We start from the raw sequence: 17,796 nt of genomic DNA, 5'->3' as shown, positions 1-17,796 counted from the left end.
ACTCCTTTCACTGGGCATCCGCCAGAAGGGCCTTGAGCTTCTGCCGCGCCCGGGAGAGCCGGGACCGGACGGTGCCCTCGCTCTGGCCGGTCATGGCGGCGATCTCCGGCGTGCTGTACCCCTCGTAGTAGTAGAGGTGGACCGCCGCCCTGTCCCTGGGGGGCAGGGCCAGCACCGCCTCCAGCACGGCCTTCTCCTCCGGCTCCGGGGCGGGCAGGCCCTCACTGAGGGCTGTGCGCCGCCTGTGCCAGGGAGAGCGGAGCCGGCTCTTGCAGCCGTTCACCGTCACCCGGATGAGCCACGCCTTCTCGTGCTCCGGGCTGTCAAACTCCGGTGCCTTCTCCAGATACCTGACAAATGCGTCCTGTACCGCGTCCTGGGCCTCGTGGGCGTCCCCCAGGATGGCCAGGGCCGCCCGGTACAGGGTGTTCTCGTACTTCCTTACTGTCTCTTCCAACCGGTTGGGGTCCATTCCCGTCCCCCCTTTCACCCTTTATACGCTTTGGAACGGCCAAACGCTGCGCCGCCGCCAGCTTTTTCCGCCGGAATTCTGTTCCGCCCCCGGCGGCTTTGTGCTATACTGGAGCTGTAAGTTCTGACGTACCCCGGTTTCCGGGTTTTTACACTGATATGAGGAGATTATCGTACATGGACAATCAGGATCTGCGGCTGGCCGTGCTCATCGACGCGGACAATGCCCCCCGCACCGCCCTGCGGGACATCATGGCCGAGGCGGCGGTGTACGGCACGCCCACGGTCAAGCGCATCTACGGCGACTGGACCACGCCCAACATGGCCTCCTGGAAGCCCCTGCTGCTGGAGCACGCCATCACGCCCATCCAGCAGTACAGCTACACCACCGGCAAGAACGCCACCGACTCGGCCATGATCATCGACGCCATGGACCTGCTCTACTCAGGCCGGTGCGATGGGTTCGTGTTGGTGTCCAGCGACAGCGACTTCACCCGCCTGGCCACCCGGCTGCGGGAGGCGGGCATGAAGGTGTACGGCATGGGGGAGAAAAAGACCCCCCTGCCCTTTATCGTGGCCTGCGACAAGTTCATCTACATCGAGGTCATCCGGGCCGCCGGGGAAAAGGCCAGGCAGGAGGCGCTGGCGGCCTCTGCGCCGGACCCGGAGCCCTCCCCGGAGCCGGAGAAGGAGAGCCAGGCCCCTGCGGCCAAAAAACCGGCCAAAAAGGCGGCCAAGAAGAAATCCGCTCCGGCCCAGCAGGAGCCGCCGGAGCCGGAGGAGATTGCCGGTGTGCCCCGGGCGGTGGTGGACCTCATCGCCGACTCCCTGGAGAGCATTGCCGACGAGGACGGCTACGGCTTCATGGGCAAGCTGGGCAACCTGCTGCTCAAGAAGCAGCCCGACTTTGACCCCCGGAACTACGGCTACTCCAAGCTGACCCAGCTGGTAAAGGCCCTGGGCCGGTTTGAGGTCGTCTCCCGCCAGACCAGCGCCGACGATCCCACCAAACATGTATACCTTCGGGATAAACAGCGAAAGTAATCACATCTTGTATTTTTCTGACTAGAAAAACGAGGAGCGCGGCAGCCGCCGCGCTCCTCGTTCTCTATTGAAAACCGGCCTCACGCAGAAAGGAACAGCCCTCGGCAGAGTTTCGCCGCCCCAGGCGGCGAAATAAAATTCAAACCGTTTTTTCCGGGGACATGCGCCTCGGAAAAAACACTGCACAGCCCGCAAACGTACGCGCTCCGCGCGTGCGCTGCGGCGGGCTGTATCCCCTCTCAAAAATGCCTGCATTTTTGAGAGGCTTGGCGGCAAGGCCGCCAAGCCGAAAGGAGCGCGGCAGCCGCCGCGCTCCTCGTTTGTCTTGTTCCGGTGGGATTTACTTGGCGTACTCCACGACCTTGGTCTCCCGGATCATGTTCACCTTGATCTGGCCGGGGTACTCCAGCTCTTCCTCGATCTTCTTGGCAATGTCCCGGGCCAGGAGCACCATCTGGTCCTCGCTGACCTTGTCGGGGGCCACCATGATGCGGACCTCCCGGCCAGCCTGGATGGCAAAGGACTTCTCCACGCCGGGGAAGGAGGAGGTGAGCTCCTCCAGCTTCTCCAGGCGCTTGATATAGTTCTCCAGGTTCTCGCGCCGGGCGCCGGGACGGGCGGCGGACACAGCGTCGGCCGCCTGCACCAGGCAGGCCACGATGGTGCGGGGCTCCACGTCGTTGTGGTGGGCCTCGATGGCGTGGACCACGTCCTCGTTCTCCTTGTACTTCCGGGCCAGCTCCACGCCGATCTGGACGTGGGAGCCCTCCACCTCGTGGTCGATGGACTTGCCCAGGTCGTGGAGCAGGCCTGCCCGCTTGGCCAGGGTCACGTCGGCGCCGATCTCGGCGGCCAGCAGGCCCGCCAGGTGGGAGACCTCGATGGAGTGGTTGAGCACGTTCTGGCCGTAGCTGGTGCGGTACTTCATGCGGCCCAGCAGCTTGACCAGCTCGGGGTGGAGGCCGTGGACGTTGGTCTCAAACACGGCCCGCTCGCCCTCGGCCTTGATGGTGGCGTCCACCTCCCGCTTGGCCTTCTCCACCATCTCCTCGATGCGGGAGGGGTGAATACGACCGTCCTGGATCAGCTTCTCCAGGGCGATGCGGGCGATCTCGCGGCGGACGGGGTCAAAGCAGGAGACGGTAATGGCCTCGGGGGTATCGTCGATGATCAGATCCACGCCGGTCATGGTCTCCAGCGTGCGGATGTTGCGGCCCTCGCGGCCGATAATGCGGCCCTTCATCTCGTCATTGGGCAGGGGAACAACCGACACGGTGGCCTCGGCCACGTGGTCGGCTGCGCAGCGTTGGATGGCAAGGGACAGGATCTCCTTGGCCTTGGCGTCGGCCTCCTCCTTGAACTGGGCCTCGATCTCCCGGATCTTCATGGCGGACTCGTGGGTGACCTCGGCCTCCAGCTGATTGATCAGGTAGGCCTTGGCCTCCTCGGCGGTAAAGCCGGACAGCCGCTCCAGGACCTCCATCTGGGTCTTCTTGACGGTGGCAACCTCTTCCCGGGCTGCTTCCAGCTCGGTGAGCTTGGTCTGGAGTGTCTCTTCCTTCTTCTCGATGTTCTCGGTCTTGCGGTCCAGGGTCTCTTCCTTCTGCTGGAGCCTGCGCTCCTGCTTCTGCAGGTCGGCCCGGCGCTCTTTCTGATCCCGTTCAAAGTCGTTGCGGGCCTTGAGGATCTCCTCCTTGGCCTCTACCAGCGCCTCCCGCTTCTTGCTCTCGGCGCTCTTGATGGACTCGTTAATGATCCGCTTGGCCTCTTCCTCGGCGCTGGAGATCTCCTTTTCGGCGACCTGCTTGCGCCACTTGACGCCAAGAGCGAATCCTATCAGCACGCCGACCAGCAGCGCGACGATAATCCCCACAATTAACATCCAAATGGGTTCCATAAGGGCTGAACACACCTCCTACTTTCTTGATTTTATAAAGTCAGTTGTTTCATGGCATCGGCGGAGCTGGAATTACTTGTCCATTCCGCACAAAAATTGAAAAGCGCCCCCTGCTGCTTTTCAAAACTATACCTAGTCTATTTTAGTGCCACCGCCCATTCCTGTCAAGATAATTCGTGCCCGACAAAAAGCGAAAGGGGCAGAAAAACACGGCAGGAGGCTGTTTTTGCCTCCTGCCGTGGGGTCCCATATTCTCTATAGGCCGCTGCCGAGCGATCAGGTCATGGTAAAGAGCATCTTGGCCACTTCGCCCCGGCGGAGCGGGTCGGAGGGCATGATCTTGTTCTCATAGCCGCTGATGACCCCCTGGGCCACCAGGGTCTTGACGTAGGCCAGGGACCAGTCGGGCACGCTGGCGGCGTCGTCAAAGGTGAGCTCGGCCTGGGCGTACCCCTGGGCCTGGACCCGGCCCAGAATGGTCATGGCCTCGGCCCGGCTGATGGTGGCGGCGGCGTTGGCGCTCAGGTTGCCCGCGCCGTCGCTGCTCCCCTTCAGATACCCCAGGGCGTACATGGTCTTGACCCCGGCCAGGGCCCAGTCGGGGATCTGGGCCGCGTCCACAAAGGGCAGCGTCACATCGCTGTACTGGCTCATGTCCACCCCCAGCCAGCGGGCCACCATGGCGAAGAACTCCCCTCTGGTGATGGTCCGGTCGGGCTGGAACTGGAGGGTGCCGTCGGCCTCATTGGGCACGCCGGTGGTGATGCCCCGCTGGTAGAGGTAATCGGCGTAGCTGGCGGCCCAGTGGCCCTGGGTGTCGGTGAAGGCGGAGGTGGCGGTCCCCGCGGCGCTCTGGGTGGCGCTGCCCCGGCCCAGGTTGCCCGACGCGTCGGACACAGTGACCGTCACGCGGTGGAGGCCGTTGTCGGCAGCGGGCAGGGTGGCCGTCAGGGTGGAGTTGGCGGCATTCCAGGTGAAGTCCATGGTCTTGCCGTCATAGGTCAGGGTGATCTGGCTCTTGTCGAACTGCTTGTCCACGTCGTCGGACACCACGGCGGTAATGCCGCCGGACAGGTTCACCGACACAGTGGGGCTGGTGGTGTCCTGGATGGCCTCGTTGGAGGTGGTGAGCTGGTCCAGGTACACCGTGCCGCCGGTGCTCTCCCCGCCGCCGTAGATGAAGTTGATGGACCGGATGGCGGCGGCGTTGGCGGGCAGCTGAGCCGAGACGTACTTCCAGCCGGTGAAGTTCAGGCTGGTGAGGGCCACCTCGCTGGTGGCGCCCTGGAGGTCGGCGATGGTGGCGGTGAGGCTGTTGCCCGAGCCGTCGCCGTAGATCCACAGGTTGAGCCGCTTCTCCCCCTCGGCGATGGTCAGGGTGGTGGTCAGGCTGGCGGTGCCGGCGGTCTTGGCGTCGTAGGCCACCCGAAGGCTGGCGCTGCCGCTGTGGACGTAGTCGGAGGCGGTCTCCTGACTGAGCTGGACCGCCGCCGTGCCGCCCACGGAGGCAATGCTCTTTTCAAAGGTCTCCAGGATCTTCACATGGCCCGCCACGGTGACCGGGATGGTCACGGTGGTGCCCCCCGCCGACACGGTCAGGCTGCCGCTGGCGGTCTTGTCGCCGGCGGTGATGACGCCGTTGGCGTCCACCGTGCCCACCGCCGGGTCCAGGGTCCAGGTGAAGCAGGTGTCCTGGGCGGTGAGGGCCAGGGTGCGGTAGACGGCGCTGGCCTTCAGGTCAAGGGTGCCGCCCGGCTCCAGGTTGACCGAGGTGACGGCCGCGCCGCTGGCCTCACTGGAGATGGTAATCTTGTCCGGCTTCTTCACCACGGTCATGGTGGTGTACCCGCTGGCCGTGCCGCTGGCGGCGGTGACCTGGGTGGTGCCGCTCTCACTGCCGGCGGTGAAGAGGCCGTTGGTGTCCACCGAGCCGTCCCCGTTGCGGATGGACCAGGTGACGGGCACGGAGGTGCTCATAGCATAGTAGGAGGTGTCCACAGGGGTGGCGGTGAGCTGCACCTGGGCCCCCGAGAGAACCAGCGCCTCGCTGGGGGTCACATAGAAGCTGCCCAGCTCTCCGGTGGGCTTCAGGTCGGTGGCCAGGAAGAGGGCCACGCTGTTGGCCCGCTGGCTGCCGTCGGAGGGCTTGTTGAGCACCCCCAGCTTGTCCCCGTTGGGGGCGGTGGCGCCGATGGTGGTGGAGCCGCCGCCGTCCAGGCTGATGGCGTCCACACAGCCCAGCTCCACCAGGCGCATGGCCACCTGGGTCAGGCTGGCGCCCACGCTGTACCCGGGCTGCTTGCCGTCAATGGTGTAGAAGATCACGGTGCCGTCGGACTTCACGCCCACGGCGGTGTAGGCCGTCTGGCCGGAGGGCAGGCCGCTCTCCACCTTGCCGGCGGTGACCAGCTTGTACAGTCCGCCCATGGCCTGGTCGGCCTCCTGCCAGATGTTGTCGGTGGTGGTCACGTCGATGTCGATCAGGTCGCCCGCCTTGAGGCTCTTCACGTTGGACAGCCAGTAGGAATTGGCCTGGTTGTTGATGGACAGGACCACCTTGCCCTCAGGGATGGCGATGGAGCCGGTGGACTCCAGCACCTGCTCCACCCTGTAGGTCACACGGCTGCCGATCATGAACTCGCTGCTCTGGGTCAGGGTGCCCTTGACCTCCTTGGCCGGGTCTGCCTCGTTGCCGGTGTGGGACCCGCCGGTCAGGTCCTCGGAGCCGGTGATGTCCTCACCGCTGGAGGCGGAAGTGCTGTCCTCCGCCGCCTCCTGGCTCTGCTTGGACACGTCCAGGTCCACGTTGACGCTCTCCCCCACGTCGTCCAGCACCGGGGTCAGGATCACATCCACGCCGGGCTGGGTGTTCTGGGTGGTGGCGCCGAAGTCGTCGGTAAAGAGGACCATGCCGTCGCTGAGCCGGACCTTGTTGATGCCGCCGGTCACCTGGAAGGTGGTGTTGTGGAAGGTGGCGGTCACCGTCAGGTCGGGCTTGCCGATGAAGGCGGTGCCGTCGCTGCGGAAGCCGATGGCGTAGTAGCCCTGGTTGTTGGTGCCGGGCACGGAGCGGAGCACGCCGTCGGTGATGACCGTGCCCAGGGGCTCGCCGGTGGCCATCACGTACAGGTCGCCGTTGATGCCGCCCACCAGCCGCTTGCCCTCGCCCTCCAGCCGCTGGGCCATGGTGGTGAGGGTCTCCCGGCTGGTGACCTTGTCGCCGTAGGCCACCACGGGGGTCACGTTCTTGTTGGGCGTGTAGGTGAAATACCGCTCGGTCCGCAGATCCGAGTATGTATCGCTCCAGAAGATCTGGTGCGTCAGCTCAGTGCCTGCGGACAGGTTCACCGTCCCGGTCTGTATGTCGTGTCCCAGCGCCTCGGAGGCCCACGCCGCCGGGGCAAGTCCCAGGGCGGCGGCCAGCGCCAGGGCAATGGTGCGTCTGAAAATTGGCTTCATGCTCTCCTCCTGTCATGCGTGGTTACGCGCTGCATTGGTTGGACTTATGTCCCATTATGTTAACATAATCTTTCTCTATTGTAAACAGGCTATCTCCTGGTAATACCAGAATTCTTTCGTCAGTTCTCCGGCTTTTTCCCCTCGTCCCCCGGCTTTTTCTTCCCGAAGGCCGCCCTGGCCTTGGGCAGCAGCTCGGAGAGCGCCGCCTTCTCCTGGACCTCCAGAAGCTCGCCGATGAGCTGGTTGGAGATGAGAAAGCCCTGGGGGGTGAAATGCCAGCGGGTATCCTGCCGTGCGGCCCAGCCGTGGTGCTCAAACTCGGCCAGCTTCTGCTCGATGGGCTCGAAGTTCATGTAATACTGCCTGCGGTACTCCCACTCCTCAATGCCCCGGGTGGTGCGCATGCGGAGCATCAGGTATTCGCCGCCCCGCTCCCGCTTGGGGATGAGCTCGGACTCGTCGATGACCGCGCCCCCCTCCAGCACGCCGGAGATGTAGCCGTCCAGGTCCTTGATAAAGGAGTAGCGCCGGCCGCCGAAGTCGGAGTGGGCGCCGGGGCCCAGGCCCAGGTAGGGCTTGCCCATCCAGTACTTCAGGTTGTGCCGGGACTGGTAGCCGCACTGGGCGAAGTTGGAGATCTCATACTGCCGGTATCCCGCCTGTTCCAGCCGGTCCACCATCCACAGGTACATGTCCGCCTGGGTATCGTCGTCGGGCAGCACCTCGCCCCGGGACACCCGCTGCCAGAGGGGGGTGCCCTCCTCCACCTTCAGCCCGTAGCAGGACAGGTGCTCCGGCTTCAGGGCCAGAATCTGCTCCACGCTCTCCTGCCAGGAGGCCATGTCCTGGCCGGGCAGGCCGTAGATCAGGTCCAGGGACAGGTTTTTGATCTTGGCCTCCCGGACGGCGGCCACCGCCTGGCAGGTCTGCTCAAAGGTGTGGGGCCGGTGAATGGCCCGCAGCTCCTGGTCGCAGGCGGTCTGGGCCCCCAGGGAGATCCGGTTCACCCCGGCCCGGCGGAGGCGCCGCAGCATCTTTGCGTCCACGCTGTCCGGGTTGGCCTCCATGGTCACCTCGGCCTCCCGGCTCACGTCAAACCGCTTCTTCACCGCCCGCACCAGCTCGGCGATCCGCTTCTCCCCGTAGAAGCTGGGGGTGCCGCCGCCGAAATAGATGGTGTCCACCTGATATCCCTTGGCAAAGGGCGCCGTCTCCTTGATGTGGGCCAGCAGGGCCTTCTGGTAGTCGTCCATCCGGTCCTCCTTCCCCGCCAGGGAGTAGAAGTCGCAGTAGTCGCACTTGCTGCGGCAGAAGGGGATATGGATGTAAATACCCAGCTTTTCCGTCATAGAGGGGCACCTCGTTCCTTGGTTTCTAAATTAGGTATTATACCCTCTCTGCCCCCCTCACTCAAGGCCGGAAATGTGAATTTTCCGGACAACGGAATTTTTTCCATTTCCCCTTGACTTCCATGTAAAGTATGCTATACTTTTATCGTAAAGCAAGCTTTACTTTTTCACAAGGAGGACTGTATGCCTTGAAGAACCGCATCGCCCAGCTAAGGAAGGAAGGCCGCGTCACCCAGGAGGAGCTGGCCGAGGCCGTGGGGGTCACCCGGCAGACCATCATCTCCCTGGAGAACGGGCGGTACAACGCCTCCCTGCTGCTGGCCCACAAGCTGGCCCGATATTTCCACCTGACCATTGAAGAGCTGTTTCTGTTTGAGGAGGATGAGACATGAACCGGCCCAGACATCCCCTGCCCCCTCTGTTCCGGTTTGGCGTCCTGCTGTTCTGCGCCGGAACCGCCGCCGGACGCCTGTCCCTGCTGCCCGGCGGAGCCTGTGCCTTTCTGTGCGGCGCGGGGGCAGCCCTGGGCCTTGTGGGGCTCTTCCTGTTCTCCCCCCTGGCCCGCCCGCTCCGCGTCTGGAAAGCCAACATTTTAAGGAGGTTTTGACCATGATCCTTCGTCTCTTTTCCGCCGGCCACGGCGACTATCTGGAGGTGCTCCGCCGCCGGTGCTGGCTCTTTGGGCTGTGCATCGTCCTGGGCCTGGCCGCCGCCTGCGCGGGCTTTATTCTGGCCTACATGGAAGCGCCCCTGCCCGACATGGCCATGGGCTTCTACGGCGGCTTCGGCACCGGCATCGCCGTCTGCGGCGTGGCGGGGCTTATCGGTACCCGCCGCACCATGAAGGACCCCAAGAAGCTGCGGGCCTCCGAGATCAAGGAGACCGATGAGCGGGGCCACGAGGTGACCCGCCGGGCTGTCTCCCTCACCGCGCTGGTGCTCATCATACTCATTTACGTGGCCATGATGGTGTCCATTGCAGTGAACTTCGCCGTGTTCCTCACCCTTATCGCCACCGCCGCGGTGTTTTTCGTGGTGTTCCTCTCCTCCGTGGCCTACTACAACCACAAGCTGTGAGCGGCGGTATGGATTCCCCCCGGCGGCTCAACCTCACCGTAACCCCTGAGCAGACCGGCTGGAAGGTGGACGAACTGCTCCGGGGACCCCTGGCCCTGTCGGGGACGGTCATCCGGCGGGTGAAGTGGCTGGAGGACGGCATCCTGCTGGACGGTGTCCGGGCCATGGTTGGGGACCGGGTGCGGGCAGGGCAGGTGCTGTCTGTGGTGGTGGGGGACACGGAGGTATCCGACGCCATCGTCCCCGCTCCCGGCCCCCTGGACATCGTGTACCGGGACCAGGACGTGCTGGTGCTCAACAAGGCCCCCGGCGTGGCCGTCCACCCAGGCCCAGGCCATTATTCCGATACAATTGGTAATTTTCTGATGGATTATTACAAAAAACAGGGAATTTTGGCGGACTTCCACCCGGTCCACCGGCTGGACCGGGGCACCTCCGGATTGCTGCTGGTGGCCCTCCACGGCCACGCCCAGGAGGTGCTCAAGGAGCAGCTCCACACTCCCAACTTCCGCCGGGTGTACCTGGCGGTGTGCGAGGGCACGCCGGAGCCCCTCTCCGGCGTCATCGACGCCCCCATCGGCCGGTTGGAGGGCTCCGTGCTGGCCCGAACCGTGCGGCCAGACGGCCAGCGTGCCGTCACCCATTACCAGACCCTGCGCACCGGGAATGGCCGCTCCCTGGTGCGTCTGGCGCTGGAGACGGGCCGCACCCACCAGATCCGGGTCCACATGGCCCACCTGGGCCACCCCCTCACCGGGGACTTTCTCTACGGCACCGAGGACCCTTCCCTCATCCCCCGCCCCGCCCTCCACGCGGCGGAGCTGGCCTTCACCCACCCCATCACCGGCAGGCCCATGGCCTTTACCGCACCTCTCCCCCAGGATATGGCTGCTCTGGTGCCGGAGGAATAACAAAAACGGGTTTTGAACGCGCAGATGTGCGTTCAAAACCCGTTTTTTCTTATGCAAGTCCGCAGTATTTCCGCCAGCGGCCGCTGCGCCACCGGAAGGTACACAGGATGCCCCGGAGGATCAGGTCCACGGCCATGGCGATCCACACCGCCTCCAGTCCCATGCCGAATTTAAATACCAGCAGAGGCGCCAGGGCGATACGCACGCCCCACATGCACACCAGGCTGACCACCATGGGGAAGCGGACGTCCTGTCCGCCCCGGAGTGCGCCGGTGAACACGATGGAGGCGGCAAAGAAGGGCTCAGCCACCGACACGATGCGCAGCACCATGGCGGCCTGATCCACCACGGCCTGGTCGGTGTTGAACAGCCCGGCCAGAGGCGCGGCCAGCAGGAAGAGGAGCACGCCGGTGCCCACGCACAGCCCGAAGCCCAGCAGGCCGGACAGGGTGCCGTAGGCCTCGGCGTCCTCCCGGCTGCCCTCCCCCACCGACTGGCCCACAAGGGCGGTGGCGGCGTAGGAGATGCCGTAGGCCGGCAGGTAGCACAGCCCCTCGGCGGTGGTGGCAATCTGATTGGCCGCCAGGGCCACGGTGCCCAGGTGGGCCACCAGGGCGGTCATGGCGATCTGGCCCAGGTTCACAGTGGCCCGCTCGGCGGCGGAGGGCAGGCCCAGCATGGCCGCCCGGCGGAGGATGGGCCCGTCGGGCCTCAGGCCCTCCCGCAGCCGCACCCGGTACCGGTCCCCCTGACGCAGGGCCACCCACACCATGGCCACGCCCGAGGCGGTGAGGGCGATGGCGGAGGCGATGGCCGCGCCCGCGGCCCCCAGCCCTGCGCCGGGGATGGTGACCGCCCGGCCAAAGAGTTCTGCCGGGCGGGTGGGGTAGATGAGAAAGAAGTTGAGCACGATGTTGAGCAGGTTGGCCAGGGTGTTGAGGATGAGGGGGGCCTTGCTGTTGCCCATGCACCGCAGCACCGCGGAGAACACAATGCCCGCCGAGGCAAAGGGCAGAGCGGCGGTGTAGCACCGCAGATAGGCCACGGCGGCGGGGTACACGTCGGGCTTGGCCCCCAGCCACAGGGGGATGAACCCGGCCAGCAGCTGATACACCGCCAGGGCAATCAGCCCGCAGGCAAAGGCGCCCAGCACGCTCTGCCGCAGCACCTGCCGCACCCGATTGTCATCCCCGGCGCCCACCGCGTGGGACACCTGAACGGAAAAGCCCACGCCCACGCCGGCCAGGATGCCGTTGATGAGCCAGATGGATGCCGCGTTCACCGACACCGCCGCCGTGCCCCCCGCGCCCAGGGCACCCACCATGGCGGTGTCCACATAGCTGACCATGGTGGCCAGGATCTGTTCCATGATCGCGGGCCAGGACAGCCGCCACATGGTGCCCATGCGGTGGCCCCCGGCCCGTTGTTTCCATTTCAAGCCTTGAATCGTCCTTTCGTCTCCGGCGTGGTGTCTTACACCCCGGTCAGGTCAAAATCCGGGATAAAGCCCTCGGTGGCCGAGAGCAGCTCCTGGGTGAAGCCGTCCAGGTCCAGGGCGGAGAAGTATTCCTCCGCCGCCCGGATCTCCGAGTTTCTGGCCCGGCGGTTGATCTCCGGGTACTCCGGGGCCCGGCCGCAGGGCACGTACTGGCTCATGAGGGAGAAGAGGACGGTGTGGGGCGGGAACTGCTCCGACACATAGTCCATCACCGCCTTGGCCTCCTGCACCCGGCCGGGCAGGATCAGGTGCCGGATGAGCACGCCTTTTTTCAGCAGGCCCTCCCCGTCCAGCTCATAGGGGCCGGTCTGGCGCACCATCTCTTTGATGGCGGCCGTGGCCTTCTCCGGGTAGTCGGGCGCGCCGGAGTACCGCGCTGCCGCGGCGGAATCCAGGTACTTCAGGTCGGGCATGTAGATCTGCACCTTGCCCTCCAGGGAGCGGAGGGTGTTCACCTCGTCGTACCCACCGGTGTTCCACACCACCGGCACCGGCAGGGGCTCGGCCAGGGCTTTGGCAATGGCGTGGGAGAAGTGGGTGGGGTTGACCAGGTTGATGTTGTGGGCCCCCTGGGCGATGAGCTCGAAGAAGATCTCCCGCAGCCGCTCCACGGAGATGGTCTTGCCGAAGTTGCCGTGGCTGATAGAGTCGTTCTGGCAGAACACGCACTTGAGGGAGCAGCCGGAGAAAAAGACGGTGCCCGACCCCCGGGTACCTGAGATAGGGGGTTCCTCCCACATGTGGAGGGCGGCCCGGGCCACCACCGGCAGGGACGGCATGGCGCACACGCCGTCGCCGGAGGTCTCGGTCCGCTCCGCGCCGCACTTGCGGGGGCAGATGCTGCACTTCATGGCGCTCACTTGGACTCACCGGGCAGGGTCTTGCGCCAGTCGGGCCCCAGGTTGCCCTCCTTCCAGTGCTTGCGGCACAGGCCGATGTACTGGTCGTTGGCCCCCAGCACCACCTGCTCCCCCTCCTTGAGCACATGGCCCTGGGCGTCGAACCGGGCGTTGCAGGTGGCCTTCTTGCCGCACCAGCAGATGGTCTTGATCTCCTCGATGATGTCGGCACAGGCCAGCAGCTCCTGGGAGCCGGGGAACAGGTCCCCCCGGAAGTCGGCCCGCAGGCCGTAGCAGATGACGGGCAGGTTCAGGTCGTCCACCAGGTGGGTCAGGTACTGTACCTCCTCCCGGCTGAGGAACTGGGCCTCGTCCACGATGACGCAGGCATAGGGCTTCAGGTCCTGGGGGGACATGGCGCGCAGATCGGAAAAGTAGATGCAGGGGTTGCTCAGGCCGGCCCGGGAGGCCACAAAGCGGGCGCCGTCCCGCTGGTCAATGGCGGGCTTCACCAGCAGGGCATCCTGTCCCCGCTCCTCGTAGTTGTACCGCACCATCAGGGCGTTGGCCGTCTTGCTGGAGCCCATCACCCCGTAGCGGAAATAGAGCTTTGCCATCCGTCTCTCCTCTTTCTCTCACAATTAGCCCATATCACATGAGCTTTTTCACCGCGTTCAGGTTCTTTCCGGCATAGGGGGCGTACCGCATGGGCAGGTCCAGGGTACCCCGGCGCACCACCGTGCGGTAGTGGGTAAAGGTGTCGAAGCCGGCCTTGCCGTGGCAGGCGCCCATGCCGCTGTTGCCCACGCCGCCGAAGGGCACGTTGGGATTGGTCAGATGGATCACCGTGTCGTTGACGCACACGCCGCCCGAGGGCAGGGCGGCGACGATGCGCCTCTCCAGCGCCCTGTCCCCGGTGAAGATATAGAGGGCCAGGGGCCGGGCCTTCTTCTGCTGCCGGGCGATGAGGTCGTCCAGGCTGTCGTAGGTCAGGACGGGCAGCACCGGGCCGAAGATCTCCTCCTGCATCACGCTGTCGCTCTCCGCCACATCCACCAGCACGGTGGGCTCGATGCGCCGGGCCGCCGGGTCGGTGCGGCCGCCCACGGCGGTCTTGCCGCTCTTCATCAGGCCGGAGACCCGCTGGAAGTGCTTCTCGTTGATGATCTTGGGCAGGTCGGGCCCGGCCAGGGGGTCGTCGCCGTAGAGCTGCCTGATCTGTCCGGCCAGCTCCTTCACAAAGGCGTCCCGCAGGTTTTTGGGGATATACACGTGGTCGGGGGCCACGCAGGTCTGGCCCGCGTTGAGGAACTTGCCCCAGGCGATGCGCCGGGCGGCCAGGGGGATGTTGGCGTCGGGGGCGATGATCACCGGGGACTTGCCGCCCAGCTCCAGGGTGACGGGGGTCAGGTGCTGCGCCGCGGCGGCCATCACCGTCTTGCCCACCACAGGGGAGCCGGTGAAGAAGATATAGTCAAAGTCCTGCTCCAGCAGGGCGGCGTTCTCCGCCCGGCCCCCCTGGACCACGGACACATACTCGGGCGGGAAGATATCCCCCAGCAGGTCGGCCACGGCCTGGGCCACGTTGGGCGCGTAGGCCGACGGCTTCACCACAGCGCAGTTGCCCGCCGCCAGGGCGGAGATGAGGGGCACCAGGGTGAGCTGCACGGGGTAGTTCCAGGGGGACATGACCAGAGCCACGCCGTAGGGCTCGGCCTCCACCCGGCTGCTGGCCGGGAACAGGGGCATGGACGAGGGCCGCCGCTTGGCCGCCGCCCACTTCTTCAGGTGCTTGCGGGCAAAGCGCAGCTCCCCCAGGGTCATGCCGATCTCGCTGAGCCAGGACTCGTAGGCCGCCTTGCCCAGGTCCTGCTTCAGGGCGGCGCACAGCTTCTCCTCCCTGGTCTCCAGGGCATGCTCCAGCTTCTTCAGCTGCTCTAGGCGCCAGTCCACGCTGCGGGTGACGCCGGTATTCCAGAACGCCCGCTGACGGGCTACCATTGCTTGAAAATCCATAGGTTCCTCCTGTGTTATGTCAGTGTCTCTGCGCCGGCCAGCCCCGCCTCCACCAGGGGGACAAAGGACTGGAAGGCGTTGGGCACGGCATAGGTCTGCCGCAAGGCGGGGCCGTCGGCCCACACCCATCCCGGCGGCAGGGTATCCCCCGCCGCCTGTACCATCCGGGCGGTCATGTGCCATTCAATGTGGGTGAAGATGTGTTTCCCCGTGCCGCCCCACCGCTGGGACGTCGGGATAATGCCCCACTGCTCCAGTATATCCGTTTTTTCCGCCAGCTCGTTGGGGTACTCCCACAGCCCGGCCAGCAGGCCCTTCTCCGGCCTGCGGCGGAGGGCCACACGGCCCTCATGGAAAATGAGGTACACCGTCCGCTCCTCCACCCGCCGGGCCTTCTTGGGGGCCTTGACGGGAAGCAGGTCGATTTTGTCCTGGGCCAGGGCGGCGCAAAAGCCCGCCGCCGGGCACTTGTCGCACAGAGGCGCGCCGTTGGGCAGGCACACGGTGGCCCCCAGCTCCATCATGGCCTGGTTGAAGGCGCCGGGCATGGCGGTGGGGATGATCTCCTGGAGGGCCTGTCCCATCCGCTTCTTGGTGGCGGGGAGGGTGATGTCCCCCTCGTCCCCGGCAATGCGGGCCACCACCCGGAGCACGTTGCCGTCCACCGCCGGGACCGGGATGCCGAAGGCGATGGAGGCGATGGCCCCCGCCGTGTACTCCCCCACCCCGGCCAGGGTGAGCAGTTCCTCATAGCTGGCGGGGAGGGCTCCGCCGTACCGCTCCATCACCTGCCCGGCGGCCTTTTTCAGGTTGCGGGCCCGGCTGTAATACCCCAGCCCCTGCCACAGCTTCATGAGGACGTCGTCCTCCACCGCCGCCAGGGCGGCCACGTCGGGCAAGGTCTCCATGAAGCGGCTGTAATAGCCCATCACGGCGGCCACCCTGGTCTGCTGGAGCATGATCTCGCTGACCCAGACGTGGTAGGGGGTGGGGTCGCTCCGCCAGGGCAGCACCCGGGCATTCTCGTGGTACCAGGCCAGCAGGGGGATGGGCAGTTGTTCCAGTTCTCTCAAGGGTGACCTCCGCGCATGCCAAAAAGTAGCTCAATAAAGCCATTTTTGCCGAATTATCGGACTTTTGTCCCATGGACAACCGCTGTTGCGGCCTGTCCAGCAGACATTATATAATGAAGAAAAACTTTTTTCAACCGTCCCAATCAAACCAACCCTCAAGTCCGTCTAATGGGTGAATGGAGCTCCAATTCAACTGAGAGGAGGGATCCCCTCTGGACGCCAACGAGTATGCCCACAAGGCCCACGAATACCGCGCCGCCCTGTACCGCACGGCGCTGCTCTATCTCCACAGCCCGTCCATGGCCCTGGACGCGGTGGACGAGGCGGTGTACAAGGGCCTGACCGCCTGCCGCTCTCTGCGCCAGCCCCAGTTCTTCCACACCTGGCTGACCCGGATTCTCATCAACGTCTGCAACGACGAGCTGCGCCGCCGGGCCCGAGAGACGGGCATGGACGAGCTGCCCGAGACGGCGGCGGAGGCCTTCGACAACCTGCCCCTGAAGGAGGCCATTGCCCGGCTGCCCAAGGACCTGCGGGCGGTGGTCATCCTGCGGTACTTCACCGGCCTGACCCTGGCCGAGACCGCCCAGGCTCTGGACATCCCCCAGGGCACGGTGGTCACCCGGCAGCGCCGGGCCCTGGCCCTGCTGAAACTGGAATTGACCGACACCGAGGAGGTGTGACCATGAACCGAACTGAGGAATACAACGCCCTGCTCCAGGAGCTGGAGCAGGTTCCCCCCGAGCTGGACGGCACGGTGGACCGGGCCAGGGCCAGACTCCGCCGCAGGCGGGTGCGCCGCTGGTGGGGCATCCCGGCGGCCAGTCTGGCAGGGGTGGCCGCAGCCTTTGTGCTGCTGGTCAACTACTCTATGCCCTTTGCCCAGGCCTGCTCCGCCATCCCCGTGCTGCGGGAGCTGATGGCCGCTGTGGCCTTCTCCCCCAGCCTGAAGCTGGCGGTGGAGCACAATTACGCACAGTATATCGGCCAGGAACAAATACAAAACGGCGTCACTCTGCGCCTGGAATACCTGATTCTGGACCAGGGACAGCTTCAGTTCTTCCTGAAGGCCTCCGGGCCCTGGGATTCCTACGAAGCCCATCCCACCCTGACCGATGGGGACGGCGTCCCTGTGGAGGGCAACGTCATCTCCTCCACCCTCTTCGACTGCGACGAGCTTGTGGGCGCCGCATCTGTCCATGTTTTGAGTGACAGCTTTCGCTTCCCCGACGTACTGCGGATCACCTTCCGTCTGACGGGCCAAAGCCACTCCCGCCAGGCCCCTGCCAGCACCCCAGAGGATGATGAGGAGGAGACGGCCCCCGCCTATGTGGGCGACTTTGTCTTTGAGGTCCCTCTAGATGCCTCCCACCTAAACGATGTGGTATCCATCCCCATGGGGGACTGGGTGGAGGTGGACGGCCAGCTGCTCCGCTTCGCTCTGGACAGCTATCCCACCCACGGCCGCCTGACCGTGGAGGAACACCCGGACAACACTGCCTCTCTGGCGGGCCTGGACTTCTATCTGGAGGACGAGATGGGCAACAAGTATGAAGACAACCCCTCCGGCTCGGTGGGCGGCCTGGGCAATTCCCGGATGTGCGACACCACCTTCTTCTCCAATCCCGCCCACCTGACCCTTCATATTACCCGTCTGGACTGGCTGGAGCCTGAGAAGGAGTGGGTGACGGTGGACCTGAAGCAGGGCGTGGCCCTGGACAGTCTGCCCGACGGTGTGGAGCTTGCGGTGCACCGGACGGGTGACTCCGTCCTCGAGCTGGCCCTGCTGGCCCCCTTCTCTCCGTCGGTCAATGAGGGCGCCACTGCGCAGTTCCGGATGGACAGCGCCATATTGAGCCTGGAATCCACCTCTGAACTGGTGTTTTATCAGGTGGGCAGCGGCAATTACCGCTCCCCTGACGGCGAGGAGCACGACTTCGGCGGCCACAGCGTCATGCGTGTGGAGCGGCTGTGGTACGGCACGGAGGATGAGCGGACCGTCCCCGAGGGCTACTTTGTGGAGCTCTACCAGCTGGTGGGCTATGAGGAGGACACCGTAGACATCGGCCTCCACTTCACCCAGCGCAAGGACCTGGACGCCCCCATCTCCGTGGCCCTCAAGTGAACTATAAAAAATCCCGCCGGGCGTGGAATTTTCCACA

The 17,796-nt window shown here is 65.2% G+C and carries 16 protein-coding genes; 7 read left to right on the top strand and 9 right to left on the bottom strand.

Features of this window, described 5'->3' with window-relative positions:
- Positions 1 to 7: 7 nt before the first annotated feature.
- Positions 8 to 472 (bottom strand): RNA polymerase sigma factor, encoded by a 465-nt coding sequence (locus WMO64_RS01185; protein ID WP_349230734.1) that lies wholly within the window; start codon positions 470 to 472, stop codon positions 8 to 10.
- A gap of 176 nt (positions 473 to 648) precedes the next feature.
- Here WMO64_RS01185 and WMO64_RS01180 point away from each other — a divergent pair, with 176 nt between their 5' ends.
- Positions 649 to 1,515, top strand: coding sequence for an NYN domain-containing protein (locus tag WMO64_RS01180; RefSeq protein ID WP_294519045.1), 867 nt, complete (start codon positions 649 to 651; stop codon positions 1,513 to 1,515).
- 340 nt (positions 1,516 to 1,855) lie between these two features.
- Here the strand turns inward: WMO64_RS01180 and rny are convergent, their stop codons facing one another.
- The 3 genes from rny to hemW form a co-directional block, all read right to left on the bottom strand.
- Positions 1,856 to 3,412, bottom strand: coding sequence for a ribonuclease Y (gene rny, locus WMO64_RS01175; protein WP_294519047.1), 1,557 nt, complete (start codon positions 3,410 to 3,412; stop codon positions 1,856 to 1,858).
- A gap of 276 nt (positions 3,413 to 3,688) precedes the next feature.
- Positions 3,689 to 6,871 carry a phosphodiester glycosidase family protein gene (locus WMO64_RS01170; protein ID WP_294519050.1) on the bottom strand — a complete coding sequence of 1,061 codons (3,183 nt, stop codon included), beginning with the start codon at positions 6,869 to 6,871 and terminating at the stop codon, positions 3,689 to 3,691.
- Positions 6,872 to 6,990: 119 nt separating this feature from the next.
- Entirely contained in the window at positions 6,991 to 8,220 is a 1,230-nt protein-coding gene (gene hemW, locus WMO64_RS01165; RefSeq protein ID WP_294519052.1) for a radical SAM family heme chaperone HemW, read from the bottom strand.
- A gap of 188 nt (positions 8,221 to 8,408) precedes the next feature.
- On the opposite strand from hemW, the gene WMO64_RS01160 reads away from it, so the two are divergent.
- From WMO64_RS01160 to WMO64_RS01145, 4 genes are read left to right on the top strand one after another with little or no spacing between them, the layout of a single operon-like run.
- Positions 8,409 to 8,612: a helix-turn-helix transcriptional regulator gene (locus tag WMO64_RS01160; RefSeq protein ID WP_294519054.1), complete on the top strand. Its 204-nt coding sequence runs from the start codon at positions 8,409 to 8,411 to the stop codon at positions 8,610 to 8,612.
- Positions 8,609 to 8,827 (top strand): hypothetical protein, encoded by a 219-nt coding sequence (locus WMO64_RS01155; RefSeq protein ID WP_294519057.1) that lies wholly within the window; start codon positions 8,609 to 8,611, stop codon positions 8,825 to 8,827. The genes WMO64_RS01160 and WMO64_RS01155 overlap by 4 nt, the downstream gene beginning before the upstream one ends.
- 2 nt (positions 8,828 to 8,829) lie before the next feature.
- Complete coding sequence (locus tag WMO64_RS01150) at positions 8,830 to 9,297, top strand: hypothetical protein (RefSeq protein WP_349230733.1); 468 nt, start codon at positions 8,830 to 8,832, stop codon at positions 9,295 to 9,297.
- 8 nt (positions 9,298 to 9,305) lie between these two features.
- On the top strand, positions 9,306 to 10,208 hold the full coding sequence (locus WMO64_RS01145; protein WP_349230732.1) for an RluA family pseudouridine synthase: 903 nt from the start codon (positions 9,306 to 9,308) through the stop codon (positions 10,206 to 10,208).
- A 49-nt stretch (positions 10,209 to 10,257) separates the two neighbouring features.
- On the opposite strand, the gene WMO64_RS01140 is transcribed toward WMO64_RS01145, so the two are convergent.
- Genes WMO64_RS01140 through mutY form a run of 5 tightly spaced genes read right to left on the bottom strand, consistent with a single transcriptional unit; the run spans position 10,258 to position 15,634 of the window.
- Positions 10,258 to 11,646 carry an MATE family efflux transporter gene (locus tag WMO64_RS01140; RefSeq protein ID WP_349230731.1) on the bottom strand — a complete coding sequence of 463 codons (1,389 nt, stop codon included), beginning with the start codon at positions 11,644 to 11,646 and terminating at the stop codon, positions 10,258 to 10,260.
- A 35-nt stretch (positions 11,647 to 11,681) separates the two neighbouring features.
- Positions 11,682 to 12,557: a radical SAM protein gene (locus tag WMO64_RS01135; RefSeq protein WP_294519069.1), complete on the bottom strand. Its 876-nt coding sequence runs from the start codon at positions 12,555 to 12,557 to the stop codon at positions 11,682 to 11,684.
- A gap of 5 nt (positions 12,558 to 12,562) precedes the next feature.
- Entirely contained in the window at positions 12,563 to 13,162 is a 600-nt protein-coding gene (locus WMO64_RS01130) for a thymidine kinase (RefSeq protein WP_294519072.1), read from the bottom strand.
- A 34-nt stretch (positions 13,163 to 13,196) separates the two neighbouring features.
- Complete coding sequence (locus WMO64_RS01125) at positions 13,197 to 14,561, bottom strand: aldehyde dehydrogenase (protein WP_349230730.1); 1,365 nt, start codon at positions 14,559 to 14,561, stop codon at positions 13,197 to 13,199.
- A 14-nt stretch (positions 14,562 to 14,575) separates the two neighbouring features.
- A complete protein-coding gene (gene mutY, locus WMO64_RS01120) occupies positions 14,576 to 15,634 on the bottom strand; it encodes an A/G-specific adenine glycosylase (protein ID WP_349230729.1) in 1,059 nt (352 codons plus the stop codon).
- Positions 15,635 to 15,846: 212 nt separating this feature from the next.
- Between mutY and WMO64_RS01115 the strand changes: the two genes are divergently transcribed.
- Both WMO64_RS01115 and WMO64_RS01110 read left to right on the top strand, forming a co-directional pair.
- Entirely contained in the window at positions 15,847 to 16,317 is a 471-nt protein-coding gene (locus tag WMO64_RS01115) for a sigma-70 family RNA polymerase sigma factor (protein ID WP_349230752.1), read from the top strand.
- Between the two features lie 2 nt (positions 16,318 to 16,319).
- Entirely contained in the window at positions 16,320 to 17,759 is a 1,440-nt protein-coding gene (locus WMO64_RS01110; RefSeq protein WP_349230728.1) for a DUF4179 domain-containing protein, read from the top strand.
- The last annotated feature ends 37 nt before the right edge of the window (positions 17,760 to 17,796 follow it).

Origin of the sequence: Pseudoflavonifractor intestinihominis (genome assembly GCF_040096055.1) — a bacterium.
GTDB lineage: Bacteria > Bacillota > Clostridia > Oscillospirales > Oscillospiraceae > Pseudoflavonifractor > Pseudoflavonifractor intestinihominis.
This window is presented reverse-complemented; position numbering and strand designations above follow the sequence as displayed.